General features: G+C 59.0%; 18 protein-coding genes. 11 read left to right on the forward strand and 7 right to left on the reverse strand.

What is annotated here, in order from left to right; genetic code table 11:
• The first annotated feature begins 1 nt into the window (after nt 1).
• From bufB to FGA82_RS28470, 3 genes are read left to right on the forward strand one after another with little or no spacing between them, the layout of a single operon-like run.
• Entirely contained in the window at nt 2–889 is an 888-nt protein-coding gene (gene bufB, locus FGA82_RS28460; RefSeq protein WP_141129671.1) for an MNIO family bufferin maturase, read from the forward strand.
• Entirely contained in the window at nt 886–1644 is a 759-nt protein-coding gene (locus FGA82_RS28465; protein WP_141129672.1) for an HvfC/BufC N-terminal domain-containing protein, read from the forward strand. Before bufB ends, FGA82_RS28465 begins: the two co-directional genes overlap by 4 nt.
• On the forward strand, nt 1641–2117 hold the full coding sequence (locus FGA82_RS28470; RefSeq protein WP_141129673.1) for a DoxX family protein: 477 nt from the start codon (nt 1641–1643) through the stop codon (nt 2115–2117). The genes FGA82_RS28465 and FGA82_RS28470 overlap by 4 nt, the downstream gene beginning before the upstream one ends.
• A 115-nt stretch (nt 2118–2232) precedes the next feature.
• Here FGA82_RS28470 and FGA82_RS28475 read toward each other — a convergent pair whose 3' ends face one another.
• Nucleotides 2233–3147: a LysR family transcriptional regulator gene (locus tag FGA82_RS28475; protein ID WP_141129674.1), complete on the reverse strand. Its 915-nt coding sequence runs from the start codon at nt 3145–3147 to the stop codon at nt 2233–2235.
• Between the two features lie 104 nt (nt 3148–3251).
• On the opposite strand from FGA82_RS28475, the gene FGA82_RS28480 reads away from it, so the two are divergent.
• Entirely contained in the window at nt 3252–3851 is a 600-nt protein-coding gene (locus tag FGA82_RS28480; RefSeq protein ID WP_122600752.1) for a short chain dehydrogenase, read from the forward strand.
• Between the two features lie 7 nt (nt 3852–3858).
• On the opposite strand, the gene FGA82_RS28485 is transcribed toward FGA82_RS28480, so the two are convergent.
• Nucleotides 3859–4206 (reverse strand): hypothetical protein, encoded by a 348-nt coding sequence (locus tag FGA82_RS28485; protein ID WP_141129675.1) that lies wholly within the window; start codon nt 4204–4206, stop codon nt 3859–3861.
• A 139-nt stretch (nt 4207–4345) separates the two neighbouring features.
• On the opposite strand from FGA82_RS28485, the gene FGA82_RS28490 reads away from it, so the two are divergent.
• Together FGA82_RS28490 and FGA82_RS28495 are read left to right on the forward strand one after the other, a co-directional pair.
• Nucleotides 4346–4999: a COG3650 family protein gene (locus tag FGA82_RS28490; protein ID WP_141129676.1), complete on the forward strand. Its 654-nt coding sequence runs from the start codon at nt 4346–4348 to the stop codon at nt 4997–4999.
• A 97-nt stretch (nt 5000–5096) separates the two neighbouring features.
• Nucleotides 5097–6710: an NAD(P)/FAD-dependent oxidoreductase gene (locus FGA82_RS28495; RefSeq protein WP_141129677.1), complete on the forward strand. Its 1614-nt coding sequence runs from the start codon at nt 5097–5099 to the stop codon at nt 6708–6710.
• Nucleotides 6711–6845: 135 nt separating this feature from the next.
• Here the strand turns inward: FGA82_RS28495 and FGA82_RS28500 are convergent, their stop codons facing one another.
• Nucleotides 6846–7940, reverse strand: a complete 1095-nt coding sequence (locus FGA82_RS28500; RefSeq protein ID WP_141129678.1) for a PLP-dependent cysteine synthase family protein — start codon at nt 7938–7940, stop codon at nt 6846–6848.
• 251 nt (nt 7941–8191) lie between these two features.
• Between FGA82_RS28500 and nhaA the strand changes: the two genes are divergently transcribed.
• The 4 genes from nhaA (at nt 8192) to FGA82_RS28520 (ending at nt 11216) form a co-directional block, all read left to right on the forward strand.
• The gene (nhaA, locus tag FGA82_RS28505; RefSeq protein ID WP_141129679.1) at nt 8192–9376 is read left to right on the forward strand and encodes a Na+/H+ antiporter NhaA; all 1185 of its coding nucleotides are present in this window, start codon (nt 8192–8194) and stop codon (nt 9374–9376) included.
• Between the two features lie 171 nt (nt 9377–9547).
• Nucleotides 9548–10735, forward strand: coding sequence for a colicin E3/pyocin S6 family cytotoxin (locus FGA82_RS28510; protein WP_141129680.1), 1188 nt, complete (start codon nt 9548–9550; stop codon nt 10733–10735).
• Complete coding sequence (locus FGA82_RS28515) at nt 10732–10962, forward strand: DUF7683 domain-containing protein (RefSeq protein WP_141129681.1); 231 nt, start codon at nt 10732–10734, stop codon at nt 10960–10962. Before FGA82_RS28510 ends, FGA82_RS28515 begins: the two co-directional genes overlap by 4 nt.
• Nucleotides 10959–11216 carry a DUF7683 domain-containing protein gene (locus FGA82_RS28520; protein WP_249384299.1) on the forward strand — a complete coding sequence of 86 codons (258 nt, stop codon included), beginning with the start codon at nt 10959–10961 and terminating at the stop codon, nt 11214–11216. The genes FGA82_RS28515 and FGA82_RS28520 overlap by 4 nt, the downstream gene beginning before the upstream one ends.
• Nucleotides 11217–11277: 61 nt before the next feature.
• Here the strand turns inward: FGA82_RS28520 and FGA82_RS28525 are convergent, their stop codons facing one another.
• Nucleotides 11278–11742 carry a glycine zipper 2TM domain-containing protein gene (locus tag FGA82_RS28525; protein WP_008086349.1) on the reverse strand — a complete coding sequence of 155 codons (465 nt, stop codon included), beginning with the start codon at nt 11740–11742 and terminating at the stop codon, nt 11278–11280.
• 179 nt (nt 11743–11921) lie between these two features.
• On the opposite strand from FGA82_RS28525, the gene FGA82_RS28530 reads away from it, so the two are divergent.
• Nucleotides 11922–12158 (forward strand): hypothetical protein, encoded by a 237-nt coding sequence (locus tag FGA82_RS28530; RefSeq protein ID WP_141129682.1) that lies wholly within the window; start codon nt 11922–11924, stop codon nt 12156–12158.
• Nucleotides 12159–12163: 5 nt separating this feature from the next.
• On the opposite strand, the gene pdxH is transcribed toward FGA82_RS28530, so the two are convergent.
• The 3 genes from pdxH to FGA82_RS28545 all read right to left on the reverse strand — a co-directional run bounded on the left by pdxH (nt 12164) and on the right by FGA82_RS28545 (nt 15195).
• Nucleotides 12164–12811: a pyridoxamine 5'-phosphate oxidase gene (pdxH, locus tag FGA82_RS28535; protein WP_141129683.1), complete on the reverse strand. Its 648-nt coding sequence runs from the start codon at nt 12809–12811 to the stop codon at nt 12164–12166.
• Between the two features lie 24 nt (nt 12812–12835).
• Entirely contained in the window at nt 12836–13936 is a 1101-nt protein-coding gene (locus FGA82_RS28540; RefSeq protein WP_141129684.1) for an OmpA family protein, read from the reverse strand.
• Nucleotides 13937–14049: 113 nt separating this feature from the next.
• The gene (locus FGA82_RS28545) at nt 14050–15195 is read right to left on the reverse strand and encodes a serine hydrolase domain-containing protein (RefSeq protein ID WP_141129685.1); all 1146 of its coding nucleotides are present in this window, start codon (nt 15193–15195) and stop codon (nt 14050–14052) included.
• Nucleotides 15196–15227 lie beyond the last annotated feature (32 nt).

Here is a 15227-nt window from a genome sequence, read left to right on the forward strand (position 1 = left end):
CATGCTCACAATCAATGACCATGCCCCCTCCTGCACTCAGGCAGCCCTTTTCGGGCTCCCGCCCCGTGCGGGGCTGGGGCTCAAGACCGGGCACTTTCGTGAAGTGCTCGGCTCACAACCGGACATTGGCTTCTTCGAAGTGCACGCCGAAAACTACATGGTGGCCGGCGGTCCGTTTCATCATTTTCTCGGTTTGATCCGCGAGCAGTATCCGCTGTCGTTGCACGGTGTCGGCTTGTCCATCGGTGCTGAAGGGCCACTGGATAAACAACATCTTCAACGCCTTGCCGAGCTGATTCGGCGCTATCAACCGCAAGCCTTTTCCGAACATCTGGCCTGGTCGAGCCATGGCCCGGTGTTTCTCAATGATCTGTTACCGCTGGCCTATGACACGCCGACGTTGAATCGCGTCTGCGAGCATATCGATCAAGTGCAGAACACGCTCAAACGGCCAATGCTGCTGGAGAATCCGGCGACTTATCTGGCGTTTCAGCGCTCGACCCTCGATGAGGCAGATTTCATCGCCGAGGTCATCCGCCGCAGCGGTTGTGGCCTGCTGCTGGACGTCAACAATGTCTACGTTTCTTGCGTGAACCATCAGCGTGATCCGCTGGCGTATCTCGATGCGTTGCCATTACACACGGTGGGTGAAATTCATCTGGCCGGGTATGCCGAAGATTGCGACAACCTCGGTGACCGTTTGCTGATAGATGATCACGGCGCGCCGATCGATCAAAACGTCTGGGGTTTGTACCGGCAAGTGCTGCAACGCGTCGGCCCGGTGGCGACGTTGATCGAGCGCGACAATCAAGTGCCGGCGTTTGCGGTGCTGCTGGCGGAAGCTCAGCAGGCTGATGCGTTTTTGCGTGATGCCGGAGGCCGCGCATGAGCAGCCAACGCGCTTTTGCTGCCGCGCTCATCGACACGCGACTGCCCTGCCCCGAAGGTCTGTGCAGTACCAACGGTGCTGATCCGGCGAGCCGCTTCGCGGTGTATCGCAACAACGTGCAGGGTTCGCTGATCAATGCGTTGAGTGACGGTTATCCGGTGGTTGCGCAATTGGTCGGCGATGAATTCTTCCGCGCCATGGCGGCTATTTTCGTCCAGCAGCAGCCGCCGCAGAGTCCGTTGATGAATCGCTACGGCGAGGCATTTGCGGACTTCATTGCAGCGTTTGAACCGGCCGGCAGAGTGCCTTATCTGGCAGATGTGGCGCGCCTTGAGCACCTGCGCACCCTCGCCTACCACGCGGCCGACGCCCTTCCCGTGCGTCCGGAAAAGATCACGGCAGCACTGGCTGATGCGCAAACGCTAAGTGAGCTGCGCCTCGACCTTCATCCCTCCCTTCACCTGCTCGACTCAGCCTATGCCGTAGTCGCGATCTGGGGCGCACATCAACACGACTCGACGCTGGAGGGGATCGACGTCAACCAAAGGCAACACGCGCTGGTGTTGCGCAATGACCTGGACGTCGAAGTGTTTGCCCTCGACCCCGGCGCCAGCACGTTTATCCGCAACCTGATCGATGGACAGCCACTGCTGGCAGCGGCTGAACACAGCCCTGAATTCGACCTCGCTCAAACCCTCGGCTTACTGTTCGCGCGCAACGCCATTACCCACTTGAATAACAAGGAACTGCCATGAAAACGCTCATCACCCGCGCCATCGCGCTGCTGGAAAAAATCCCCCACAGCCTGATCGCCTTCATTGCACGTTTCTCGATTGCCGCGGTGTTCTGGAAGTCAGGGCAGACCAAGGTTGAAGGCCTGGCTATCGATCTGATCGAGGGCAGCTTTCAACTCGGCTGGCCACGTCTGGCCGACTCGACCATTGCGTTGTTCAAGAGCGAATACCACGTGCCGTTGTTGTCAGCAGAGATCGCCGCGCACTTGGCGGCGTTTGCCGAGCACTTCTTCCCTGTGCTGATTCTGATTGGCTTCGCTACGCGGTTTTCGGCGCTGGCGTTGTTGGGCATGACCCTGACCATTCAGCTTTTTGTCTACCCGGATGCTTATCCAACCCACGGCACCTGGGCGGCGGTGTTGCTGTACCTGATGGCGACCGGGCCGGGCAAGCTGTCGATTGATCATCTGATCGCCCGCCATTTCGCCAACTGAACGCCGACCTGTAGGAGCTGCCGAAGGCTGCGATCTTTTGATCTTGCTTTGAAAAAAACAAAATCAAAAGATCGCAGCCTTCGGCAGCTCATACATGGGATTTATGTTCATATGATCAGCGCTGGAGGCGATCCAGCGCCTCACCGCTGCGCTTGAACCAGCCGATCAAATAGTCCGCGAGCACCTGCGTGCGTTTCGGCAATCCACCCTGATACGGATGCACCAGGTACATCGGCATGCGCCGGGTCTGAAAGTCACGCAGGAGCCAGCGCAATCTGCCGTCAGCCAATTCCGCTTGCAGCAAGTAGGAAGGCAATCGCGCGATACCAGCGCCGCTAAGCGCGGCTTTCTTCAGCAAGTTGTAATGGTTGCTGGCAAACGGTCCCGACACTCGCACCCGCAGCAATTCATGCTGCTGGTGGTAAAGCCACTCTTCACGTCCGCTGTAGTGACTGTTGAGCAAGCAGCGATGCTCGGCCAGTGCCGGTGGCGTCAACGGTTCACCGAAACGCTCGAGATACGCCGGGCTGGCGCACGTCATTTCCTGCCATGCCAGCAACGGCTTGGCCACCAGTCGTTGGTCATTGGCCACCTCGCTGCGGATCCCCAGATCAAAGCCGTCCCGGGACAGATCGCGATAACTGTTGTTCAGCTCCAGCTCGATCTGCACCTCGGGGTATTTATGCGAGAACTCCAACAGCAAACCATCAAAAAAGGTTTCGCCCAGCGACACCGGCACCGTCATGCGCACCGGGCCGGCCATGTCGTCCTTCAACCGCGCCAAGGCCTGACGCGCCCTTTCCACCTGGACGACCAGCGCCTGGGCCTGCGGCAACAATGCTGCGCCGGCGGCGGTCAAGCTCAAGCGCCGGGTGGTGCGTTGTAACAACACCACAGAAAACTGCGCCTCAAGCTGGCTGATGCGCTTGGACAACTGCCCTTTGCTACAGCCCAATTGCTGCGCGGCCAAGGTAAAACTGCCCGCCTCGATCAGCACCGCGAACGCCGCCAGATCATCCATCTCGCTCATGGATTGTTTCCAATTGAAAACCAAAGGTTGCCTATTAGTGCGCTTATCCACAGAAAAAACCACTCTAGACTGAAACCTCGTTCAATCACTTGAGGTACAGCTCGATGAAGATTCTGTTGATAGGCGCTGGCGGCACCATTGGTTCGGCGGTGGATAAAGAACTCTCGCAACGCCACGAAGTCATCCGTATCGGGCGCAGCAGCGGTGATTTGCAGGTGGATATCAGCGACAGCGCATCAATCCGCAAGCTGTTCGAAAAAACCGGCAAGTTCGATGCACTGGTTTGCGCCGCCGGCAACGTGACCTTCGCCCCGCTGGGTGAGATGACGGAAGACAGCTTTGCCCTCGGCCTCAAAGACAAACTGATGGGCCAGGTCAATCTGCTGCTGATCGGTCGCGAATTCGCCAATGACGGCGCGTCATTCACCTTCACCACCGGCGTGCTCAGCCACGATCCGATCCGCAGCGGCGCCTCGGCAGCGCTGGTCAACGGCGCCCTCGACAGCTTCGTCCGCGCTGCCGCCATTGAACTGCCGCGCGGCCTGCGAGTGAACTCGATCAGCCCGACCGTACTGCTCGAAGCGATGGGCAGCTACGCCCCGTATTTCCGTGGTTACAAACCAGTGCCTGCGGCCGATGTGGCATTGGCCTACGCGAAAAGTGTCGAAGGCCTGCAGACAGGTCAGACGTTTCACGTTGGCTGAGCTTCATTTACTCGATCAAAGTCGGTAACAGGCTTTTGGCAACAGGCCGCGGCATCACGATCCTGAGCAGCCCACCAAGCTCCGAATGCAATGTAGTTGTTGAAATGTGCTGGCCATTGATCGACAGGTTCAATGGCTGGCCCAGCGCCTCACGACTGATTGCCTTGGCCCGGGCGGTTGCTTCGGGAGTCAGGGTAACGGAAAGCTGAGCAAAGTCCGGATGGGCGCCCTGATCATCCTTGAGCAGAATTTCCATCCTTGCGAAATCAGCCGCTGAGGAAAAATTAAGATCGGCAGCCTGGCTGGTGCCAGCGCATGACGTTACCAATAGCAGTATCGCGACCTTCCATTGCATTGAGCGCACCTCGATCCATCAAACCAGACAAGCGCAAGACTATGCGGCGACCCCATGCCCAACTCAATAGTGGCCAGACAAACCTTGTGATCGGCAGTCAGCCTCAGTAACGTGGCGGCACTTGTCTGGAGAGCCGAAGATGCGTGTTGCCCGTTCGTTAATCGTTGTTGCCCTGCTGCCGTTGTTTGCCGCTTGCCAGTTGTTCGATGGCCAGCGAGAAAGTGTCTCGCACGTCGGGCAAACGCGGATGCAAGGGCAACTGACCGCCGCTGACGGCAAACTGGTGTTCCAGCCGTGCCAGGATCAGCGCCAACTGGTGGTCAATGACATCGGTGGCACCAGCATTCTGCAAGAAGCGGCGACCCTCGCCGACGAGCAAGGCAAGCTATTCGCCGATGTGCGCGGCAAGGTCGCTGGCGACCGTCTCGATCTGACTCAGCTGTACCGCGTCGAGCGTTCCGGCACGGCCTGCGATGATCCCAACTTCAAACAACTGATCCTGCGCGCCACCGGCCATGGCCCGGAGTGGAACGTCAAAGTCAGTGGCAAAGGCATGGTCATCGATCGCGAAGGCCAGCCGCCGCTTGCCGTGCCCTATGTTGAAGAACAACTGGGCGACGGTCGTTTCAATCTGAGCAGCGAAGCCAACAACCAGCGCATCGAATTGTGGGTCGCGCCGCAACGCTGCGTCGACAGCAGCACCGGCAGTGTGCAGCACATGAGCGCCGAGTTGCGCATCGATGGCCAGGTGCAGCGCGGTTGCGGGTATTTCGGCGGATCGCGCAACGACTGAGCGTTTTAGCCTCACCGGATCCGGCCTTTGCGGCTTATAATCGCGGCCTTCAAACGCCCTGGCGCAGTTGTGCGCCCCGCGAACCCGGATCCTCGCCATGTTACGAATCACTGAACTCAAGCTGCCAATCGACCATCCCGAAGAAGACCTGCGCCCTGCCATCGTGCATCGCCTGGGCATCGCCAGCGATGATCTGCTCGATTTCACCTTGTTCAAGCGCAGCTACGATGCGCGCAAAAAGTCCTCCGAACTGTGCTTCATCTACACCATCGACCTCCAAGTGCGCGACGAGGCCAAGGTGTTGGGCAAGTTCGCCGACGATCGTAACGTCAACGTGGCGCCGGATGTCAGCTACAAATTCGTCGGTGAAGCGCCGAGCGACCTGAGCCAGCGTCCGATCGTCGTCGGTTTCGGCCCGTGCGGGATCTTCGCCGGCCTGCTGCTGGCGCAAATGGGCTTCAAGCCGATCGTCCTCGAGCGCGGCACCGAAGTCCGTCAGCGCACCAAGGACACTTGGGGCCTGTGGCGTAAAAGCGTACTCAACCCAGAATCCAACGTGCAGTTCGGCGAAGGCGGCGCGGGCACGTTCTCCGACGGCAAGCTGTACAGCCAGATCAAAGACCCGAAATTCCTTGGCCGTAAAGTCCTGCACGAGTTCGTCAAGGCCGGCGCGCCGGAAGAAATCCTCTACGTCAGCAAACCGCACATCGGTACGTTCCGTCTGACCGGCATGGTTGAAAACATGCGCGAGCAGATCCGCGAACTGGGCGGTGAAGTGCGCTTCCAGGAGCGCGTCACCGACGTGCTGATCGAAGACGGCCAACTGGTCGGCGTACAACTGGCCAGCGGCGAAACCCTGCATTCGAAACACGTGGTTCTGGCCCTCGGCCACAGTGCCCGGGACACCTTCCGTATGCTCCACAGCCGTGGCGTGTTCATGGAAGCCAAGCCGTTTTCGGTGGGTTTCCGCATCGAACACCCGCAATCGCTGATCGACCGTGCGCGTCTGGGTAAATACGCCGGCCACCCGAAACTCGGCGCTGCCGACTACAAACTGGTGCACCACGCCAAGAACGGCCGCTCGGTCTACAGCTTCTGCATGTGCCCCGGCGGCACCGTGGTCGCGGCGACGTCCGAGCCGAACCGCGTGGTCACCAACGGCATGAGCCAGTACTCGCGTAACGAGCGCAACGCCAACTCCGGCATCGTTGTCGGTATTACCCCGGAAGTCGATTATCCGGGCGGCCCGCTGGCCGGGATCGAGTTGCAGGAACGCTTGGAATCCCACGCGTTTATCCTCGGTGGTAGCGATTACAAGGCCCCGGCGCAACTGGTCGGCGACTTCATCAATGACATTCCTTCAACCGAACTGGGTGAAGTCGAGCCGTCGTACAAGCCGGGCGTGGCGCTGGGCGATCTGGCGCTGGCCTTGCCGGATTTTGCCATCGAAGCGATTCGTGAAGCCTTGCCGGCGTTCGAGAAGCAGATTCGCGGCTACTCGCTGCATGATGCGGTGTTGACCGGGATTGAGACGCGCACTTCGTCACCGCTGCGCATTACCCGTAACGAAACCCTGCAGAGCATGAACGTGAAGGGCTTGTTCCCGGCCGGTGAAGGCGCGGGTTATGCGGGCGGGATTCTGTCGGCGGGTGTTGACGGGATTCGCATTGCTGAAGCCGTGGCGCGCGACATACTCGGCCTTACTGACTGACTGACTGACTGACTGACTGACACAAAACCCTGTGGGAGTGAGCCTGCTCGCGATAGCGGTAGTCCATTCAACATCAATGTTGAATGTTATTACGCCATCGCGAGCAGGCTCACTCCTACAGTTGATTTCGGTGTGTCAGATATTGGCGCGCAGGACTGAAGTCGGCAGCGCCTCACCGTGTTCGGCACTCGCCGCCACTGCGTCGATCAACCCACTCAACTCATACCCCTGCGCCTTCAGCCAATCCTGATCGTAATACGTGTCGGCATAGCGCTCGCCGCCATCGCACAGAATCGCCACGATCGACCCCGACTCCCCCGCCGCTTTCATCTGCTGCGCCGCCATCAAGGCGCCGATCAGATTGGTCCCGCTCGACCCACCGACGTGCCGTCCCAGACGCTGCGCCAGACAATGCATGGCCGCCAGCGACAAGGCATCGGGCACCTTGACCATCGCATCGATCACCTTGGGCAGAAACGACGCTTCAACGCGCGGCCGGCCAATGCCTTCAATGCGCGAGCCGCAATCCAGGCGCAGACTCGCATCGCCGGTCTGGTAAAAATCGAAGAACACCGAACGCTCGGCATCGGCGCACAACACGCGGGTGCAATGCTGGCGATAGCGCACGTAACGACCGAGCGTCGCGGTGGTGCCGCCGGTGCCGGGGCTGGAAATCAGCCAGCTCGGTTCCGGGTGTTTCTCGTAGCGCATCTGCTGGAAAATCGATTCGGCGATGTTGTTGTTCGCGCGCCAGTCGGTGGCGCGTTCGGCGTAGGTGAACTGGTCGATGAAGTGGCCACCATGCTCGCGGGCCAGACGCTCGGACTCGGCGTAGATTTGCGTGGGATCTTTCACCAGATGACTTTGGCCACCGTAGAACGCGATCTGGGCGATCTTCTCTTTGGACGTGGTCGCCGGCATCACCGCAATAAACGGCAGGCCGAGCATCCGCGCGAAATACGCTTCGGAAATCGCCGTCGAACCGCTGGACGCCTCAATCACCGGCGCGCCGGGTTTGAGCCAGCCGTTACACAGCGCATAGAGAAACAGCGAGCGGGCCAGACGATGTTTGAGGCTGCCGGTCGGATGACTGGACTCATCCTTGAAGTACAACTCGATGCCAGCAAAACCCGGCAGCGGCAAGGGGATCAAGTGGGTGTCGGCGCTGCGCTGAAAATCCGCCTCGATGATGCGGATGGCTTCGCGGGCCCACTGTCGGTTGTCGCTCATGGTGATGGTTCTCGTTGAATCGGGCAGGAGATGAATATGTACAAAAGGCTCACTCATCAGCTTAGGAAAAATCCTATAGCGCGCACAGATACAGCTGAGTCTCAATATGTCAGGCAACTGCTAGGCTCAGCATGGCTTGGGCCAGACACCTTGTAACGACATATAACAAAAAAGAATATAACTTTTGTTTTAACAACTAACAGTACGGGTTAGGGTGTCCCACCTTATGACTTTATCGATGGAGAGCGACCTTGCCTCTGCGTAGCACTTTCACGCGTTTCTTTCAGTTGGAAGCTGCCAGCGGTCTGTTATTGATCGCCGCGGCCATCCTGGCTTTGATTATCAACAATTCGCCGCTGTCGTGGCTGTACACCGGCCTGCTCGACACTCCGGTGGTGGCGCAGATCGGTGCGTTGAAAATCGCTAAACCCCTGCTGCTGTGGATCAACGACGGTCTGATGGCGATGTTCTTCCTGCTCATCGGCCTGGAAGTGAAACGCGAAGTCCTCGACGGCCAACTGTCGAAGCCTTCACAGATCGTCCTGCCCGGCGCGGCAGCCATCGGCGGCATGTTGGTACCGGCGCTGATCTACTGGTTTCTCAACCGTGACAACCCGGCAGCCCTCGACGGCTGGGCGATCCCGACCGCCACCGACATTGCCTTCGCCCTCGGCGTACTGGCGCTGCTCGGCAAGCGTGTGCCGGTATCGCTGAAACTGTTCCTGATGACCCTGGCGATCATCGATGACCTTGGCGCCATCGTGATCATCGCGATCTTCTATTCCGGCGAACTGTCGACCCTGTCGCTGGGTCTGGCGGCAGCGTGCATCGCAGCGCTGGTGGCGATGAATCGGCTCGGGGTGGTCAAGCTTGGGCCGTACATGATCATCGGACTGATCCTCTGGGTCTGTGTCCTCAAGAGCGGTGTCCACGCCACGCTGGCGGGCGTAACCCTGGCTTTCTGCATTCCATTGCGCACGAAAAACGCCGAGCCGTCGCCACTGCTGACCCTCGAACATGCGCTGCACCCGTGGGTGGCCTACGGCATTCTGCCGCTGTTCGCCTTCGCCAACGCTGGCCTGTCGCTGACCGGGGTCACCGTGGAAAGCTTCACTCACCACGTACCGATGGGTATTGCGGTCGGCCTGCTGCTGGGCAAGACCGTCGGCGTGTTCGGTCTGACCTGGCTCGCGGTCAAAACCGGCATCGCCGCGCTGCCGCAGGGCGCCAACTGGGGTCAGGTGCTGGGCGTGGCGATCCTGTGCGGCATCGGCTTCACCATGAGCCTGTTCGTTGGTTCGCTGGCGTTTGAACCGGGTGTGAGTGATTACGCTGGCATGGACCGGATGGGGATTTTGACCGGGTCGATTCTGGCGGCGTTGATTGGTTATGCGGTGACGGCGGCGGCGAGTCGCAAGAACTCCCAACCGATATAACCTCTGTGGCGAGGGTCAAGCACCCTCGCCACAAACTTCGTGCGTTCCCGTTACACAGCGAACAATCCTCACGTCTTTAGCGAAGCGTCCTACAGCCACCATTTTCCTGCTTCGTTAACGTTGCGCAGCCCTTTGCGAAGGGCTGTCGACGGATGAACGAAAGGACGATCAGTGGCTGGCAACAAGGACATTCCCCGGGTTCAAAACCCACCGCAAGGCGACGGGCACCACGTCACTTACCGTTACATGACGGCCAGTGAACTGGCCGAGCGCGATGCCAGACAAAACGCTTACGACGCCATGCTGGCGCGACAAGAAGCTTTCGAGCGCAGCCGTGAGGTGGCGGCCAAAAAGACAGAGCCCGTGCGTGCCGGCTGCGTATTCGCCAAGTCCTGCAAATTGCCGGATGCGATTATCGATTACTCCAGCCCTTCGGGGATGGTGCCGACCGACAGCCTGAGGGATTACGGCGACCTGATCCTGCTGGGCGCGCGTGAAGCCGATGAAAGCGGCGCAGTTCCTCTCAAGAAAATCGGTGCAACCGCTATTCCGGCTGGATTTGGCAGTCTGGCTCTGGCGGGGTCGATGTTTGAAGCAGTGCCCGCTGTTGTATCAAGCGCGGCTGTTGCGCCTTTGGTTGGTTTGGTTGCGTTGTTCATGCCATCGAACCTTGGTGACAGCGCCCTCTATACCGACGATCAACTGCGTGGACTTGAACAGGCGCGAACGCGTGTTCGGCTGAGGGTCGAACAGCAAACCGACGGCAGCCTGAAGGGCTACGGCTTCTACACCGGCAAGAATCGCGATTGGGAAATGGTTGATGTCGTGCAGTTCAAGTTGCGTGGCAGCCAGTTCATTGCTGACTTGGGCGAAGGTGTGGAACTGATCTGGACGCCGGCTGTGGATGGCTCCGACATCCTCGGCATCCCCGCGCTGGAGGCTGCACCGCAGGCACCGCACATCTGGGTGTACCCGCCGACAAAAGCAGCGGATGGAATTCTGGTCAATCCGGTTTATCCGCCGGATTATCGGGATTTTATTCTGGTTTTTCCACCTGGCTCGTTGGTTCAGCCGGTATATATAGTCTTAAACGTTCCTAAAGATTTCAAATACCACCCCGCCCCTGTTTCGCTGCCGGCCTTTCCAGACGTGAAACCTGCACCACTGAAAACCTCCGTTCGCGGTGGAGGAAAAAAGCGAAGACGTTGGAAAGATGCATCGGGGAAAATTTACGAATGGGACTCTCAGCATGGCAAGGTTGAGATGTACACCAAGCAAGGAAAACATCTTGGAGAATACGACCCGAAAACAGGGAAACAAACAAAGCCTGCCGATTCCACAAGGAGAGTAGAAAAATGAAGCATGTAATAGAGGTATTCGATCGAAAGACTGAGAATTTGCTCCTGACCGTAGAGATCGCGGCGCATCACGAGGAAGCATTGAAGGCGCTGATGAACTGGCAACAACCTGAAGATGAGTTCGATGGCTCTGATTTAGACGAAGAGCAGATCAAAATTTTGGGGGACTGGACTGGAGAAAAGCTCTTGGACGCAACTCATATAGTTCAGTTGGTATGCATCGAATGACTTATGGCAACTTCAAGCTGAATCACACCGTCGAGGCATTTAATAAACGCACAGCTCGGTTAGTTTTCGAGATCCCCGTTCCAGATGGAAACATTGAGCGGCTCAGAGTAATCATGCATTGGGTCAATCCCGAAGAAGAAATCTTTGGTTATGACCTCGACCAAGAGCAGATAAAGCAATTGGAAGCTTTAATCGGTCGATCTTTCTACGACTCTAAATACAATTTTCAAATGGGTTGTTATGGAAGCGAGTAAATATCCTAAAAAAAAACCCGACCAGTCACCTGATCGGGGTTTTCTTTACCCTAAATTCCGCTTAGTGCGAAACGCGGCTGGTCCCGCCAACGGTGGAGATGCGCACGCGCTCGCCAACGCGGAACACTTCGTTCTCCTGAACCTGCTGCACATAGGCACGCATGCTGCCGTCGTCTTCACGCACGGTGATTTCCACACCTTGGGTACGGGTCAGACCTTCTTCAGTTGCCGAACCGATCAGGCCGCCCGCCACTGCACCGATGACCGCAGCAACGATGCTGCCCTTGCCGCCGCCGATGGCGCTGCCGCCGACGCCACCCACCGCTGCACCGGCGATGCCGCCGATCGGGGTTTTGGTGCCTTCGATTTTGACCGGGCGCAGGGATTCGATGGTGCCCATGCGAATCGTCTGCACGCGACGCGCTTCGTCACGGGAGTAGGAGTCACCGGTCAGGCTCGATTGGCAGCCGGTAAGCAACATCGCCATCGTGGAAAAGGAAGCAACCAGCAGAACAGACTTACGCATAGCATCAACTCCAAAGAAACATATAGTCATTAAACTCCGTGGCTTGACGCCTGTCACGACACCGCCCGGATAAATTGGCTTTCATTCAGGCGCGGTACAGACACCTGCACGCTCTCCCTGATGTAGCCCTACAGTAGCGCCAAATTACCGATTCTGCGCCACGGACACCAAGGATTTTCATGGATTACTTCATCATCGTCGTCACCACTGCCGCCGGTTTGTACTTCCATGGGTGGTTGTACGTGCGGATCAAACGCTGGATGGATCGCGATCTGGCGCTGTCGCTGGCCGGCAAGGACGAAGACAAACGCACGTTCATGCTCGAACAGTTAGCGAACGCTCAGGCGCAGAAGATCAAGCGCCGGGACCTGCCGAAGTGGCTGGAGGCCGCTGCGGCAGGCTATCCCGCTCGGTAGACTACTTAAGGTGCCAGACGTTCAAGAATCCAGTCGGCGCCCTGCACACGGTAGTTGAGGCGATCGTGCAGACGGCTCGGACGGCCCTGCCAGAATTCGATGCGCTCCGGCAGCAAGCGGTAACCGCCCCAGTGTTCCGGGCAGTCGGGCTGAGTATCGGAGAAACGCTGCTCGGTAGCTTTGAGCAAATCTTCCAGTTCACCGCGCCCGTTGATCACCCGGCTCTGCGGTGAAGCCCAGGCACCGAGGCGGCTGCCCAGCGGACGCACCTGATAATACGCATCCGACTCCGCGGGCGAGACCTTCACCACCCGCCCTTCGATGCGCACCTGACGCTCCAGGGTCGGCCAGAAGAAGGTCATGGCGGCAAACGGGTTGGCCGCCAGATGCTGGCCCTTGGCGCTGTCGTAATTGGTGAAGAAGGTGAAGCCCTGCTCGTCCAGCCCCTTGAGCAGCAGAATGCGACAGTGCGGTCGCCCATCCTTGTCGACCGTGGCCAGGGTCATGGCGTTGGCCTCCACCGGCGCCTGTTCGGTTTTCACCGCGTCGGCGAACCACTGGTGAAACAGCGCAAACGGCTCGGCCGGGGCTTGCGCCTCGGTCAGGCCATCCCGGGTGTAATCACGACGCATATCTGCCAGAGCCTGGGTCATGGCGCATTCCTTTTCGTTAGCGGATCACTTCTTGGTGGTATCGGTCGCGGCGACTTTCTTGTCGGTCGCGGCGGCTTTGGCTGGCGCAGTCTTTTTAGCTGGGGCCTTGGCCGGGGCCTTTTTAGCCGGTGCCTTGGCAGCGGCTTTTTTCACCGGAGCCTTTTTGGTCGCTGGCACAGCTGCTTTCTTCGCGGCGGGGGCCGGGGTGACTGGTTTGGCGGCAGGCTTGACGTCTTGCGCAGCAACCATGGTCACTGGCTTCGGCGCTGGCATGTTGTACTTGCTCAGCAGGGCAACCATGGTGTTCTGCGGAGTGACCAGCAGTTCGACACGACGGTTCAGGGCACGACCTTCAACGCTGTCGTTGGCGGCGCGCGGCGCTTCCGAACCCATGCCGCGCAACATCAGACGATCACGCTGCAAACCGCTGAGACGGAAGATTGCCGCAATGGCCTGGGCACGCTCCTGGCTCAACTTGATGTTAGCCGGCGCTGCACCACTGGAGTCGCTGTGGCCCAAAACCAGAACGGCAGTTTTCGGGTCGGCTTCGAGGATTTTCGCTACGCGGGTGAACGGGCCGAGGGTAACCGGCAGCAACATGGCAGGGCGGTCCGGGTTGAACGAGCCTTCAACCGGCGCGGTCACGACCAGCACGTTTTCACGGCGTTCGAGTTGCAGATTACTGTCTTTAACCGCTTCACGCAGACGCGGCTCATAGTCGTCAAGCCAGGCCTGGGTGACTTTCGGATCCGGCATTGGCACGGCTTTGGTGGTTGGCTGATCCTTGCCGCCGAACGGCCACCACCATTTGCTGCCGGTGTCGGCTTCAGCCTTGGCTACGGCGACCGGTTTCTTGGCATCAGGCGCTACTTCTGCCTTCATGTCAGCCTTGGCGGCTTCGTCATCGGAACCGAACGGCCAGTACCAAGGGTTGCTGCTTTCAGTTTTGGCAACCGGTGCAGTCGCCGCTGGCTTCAAAGGCGCGGGAGCCGGCTCCTTGGCCGCAACCTTGTCGGAAGACCCGAACGGCCACCAACTGCCGCCGTCCGCATCATTTTTCGGGGTCTGTGCACAACCGGTGATCGCTACACACAGGGCCAGGGCGAGGGTCTTTTTAGATGACATTGAAAATCCACAAAATGAAGTAATGAAAAATCAGAGCACTTTCGCCCGGATAAACAGTCGCTTTGAAACGAAAAAACGCGTGAGGTTCCGACCCTGGGACCTCGGATGAAACTTTACAGACAAGTGGCAAGTACCCGTGCGAGCTGCTGCGCGCGCGGATCCATCAAAACGTAAGGCCCAAGGGTATTTGTCACAAAACCAAACGCGACATCATGCTCGGGGTCAGCAAAACCGATGGAACCGCCCGCCCCCGGATGACCGAATGCACGAGGACCGAGGCCGTAGGTGGCGTTAGGCACGTCCGGCTGATCGAGCATGCAGCCCAGACCAAAACGAGTGCGGGTCAACAAAGTCTTGTCTTCGCCGAGGCTGTGTTCGCGGGTCAGCTCTTCTAGCATGTCGCTTTCGAGGAGGCTGCCATCGAGCAGACCGGCATAAAAACCGGCTAGGCTGCGCGCATTGCCGTGGCCATTGGCCGCCGGTTGCTGCATGCGCCGCCATTCCGGTTTGTTGGTGCTTGTGAGCACTGAAGGTGGATTGGTAAAAGCGCGGGTGGTCATCGCGGTGGGCTCGCGCATGGTCACTTGCAGCAGGCGTTGCGCGGCGGCATCGCCAGCATTGCCCTTACCGCGGGCAATGTGCGCCACGCGGTGGAATTCCTCATCAGCCAGACCGACGTGGAAATCCAGGCCCAACGGTTTGGCGACACGGGCGACGATGGATTCGCCCGGCCCGCGACCGTCAGCGCGGCGCAGCAACTCGCCGATCAACCAGCCGTAAGTGATCGCGGCATAACCGTGACCGGTGCCCGGCGTCCACCATGGTGCTTCGGCCGCAAGGGCATCGACCATGGTTTGCCAGTCATACAGTGCTTCCGGCGCGAGCAATTCACGCAGGGCTGGCAGACCGGCCTGGTGGCAGAGCAATTGGCGCAGGGTCACGGATTCTTTGCCGGCGGCGGCGAATTCCGGCCAGTAGCGCGCAACCGGAACATCCAGTTGCAGCTTGCCTTCGCCGACCAGTTGCAGCGCGGTGACAGCGGTAAAGGTTTTGGTGCAGGAGAACAGGTTGGCAATGGTGTCGCTGTGCCAGGCCTCAGTGCCGTCCTTGTCGGCAGTGCCGGACCAGAGGTCGAGGACGGTTTCTCCACCGACCTTGATGCACAGGGCTGCGCCGCGTTCCTGGGGATCGTCGAACAGTGCGGCGAAGGCTTCGCGCACCGCTTCGAATTGAAGCTCGTAATGTCCCTGAATCTGCACCCGCAACTCCCCCGCGAAAACGCTCTACAAAG

Origin of the sequence: Pseudomonas fluorescens, assembly GCF_005938625.1 — a bacterium.
GTDB lineage: Bacteria > Pseudomonadota > Gammaproteobacteria > Pseudomonadales > Pseudomonadaceae > Aquipseudomonas > Aquipseudomonas fluorescens_BD.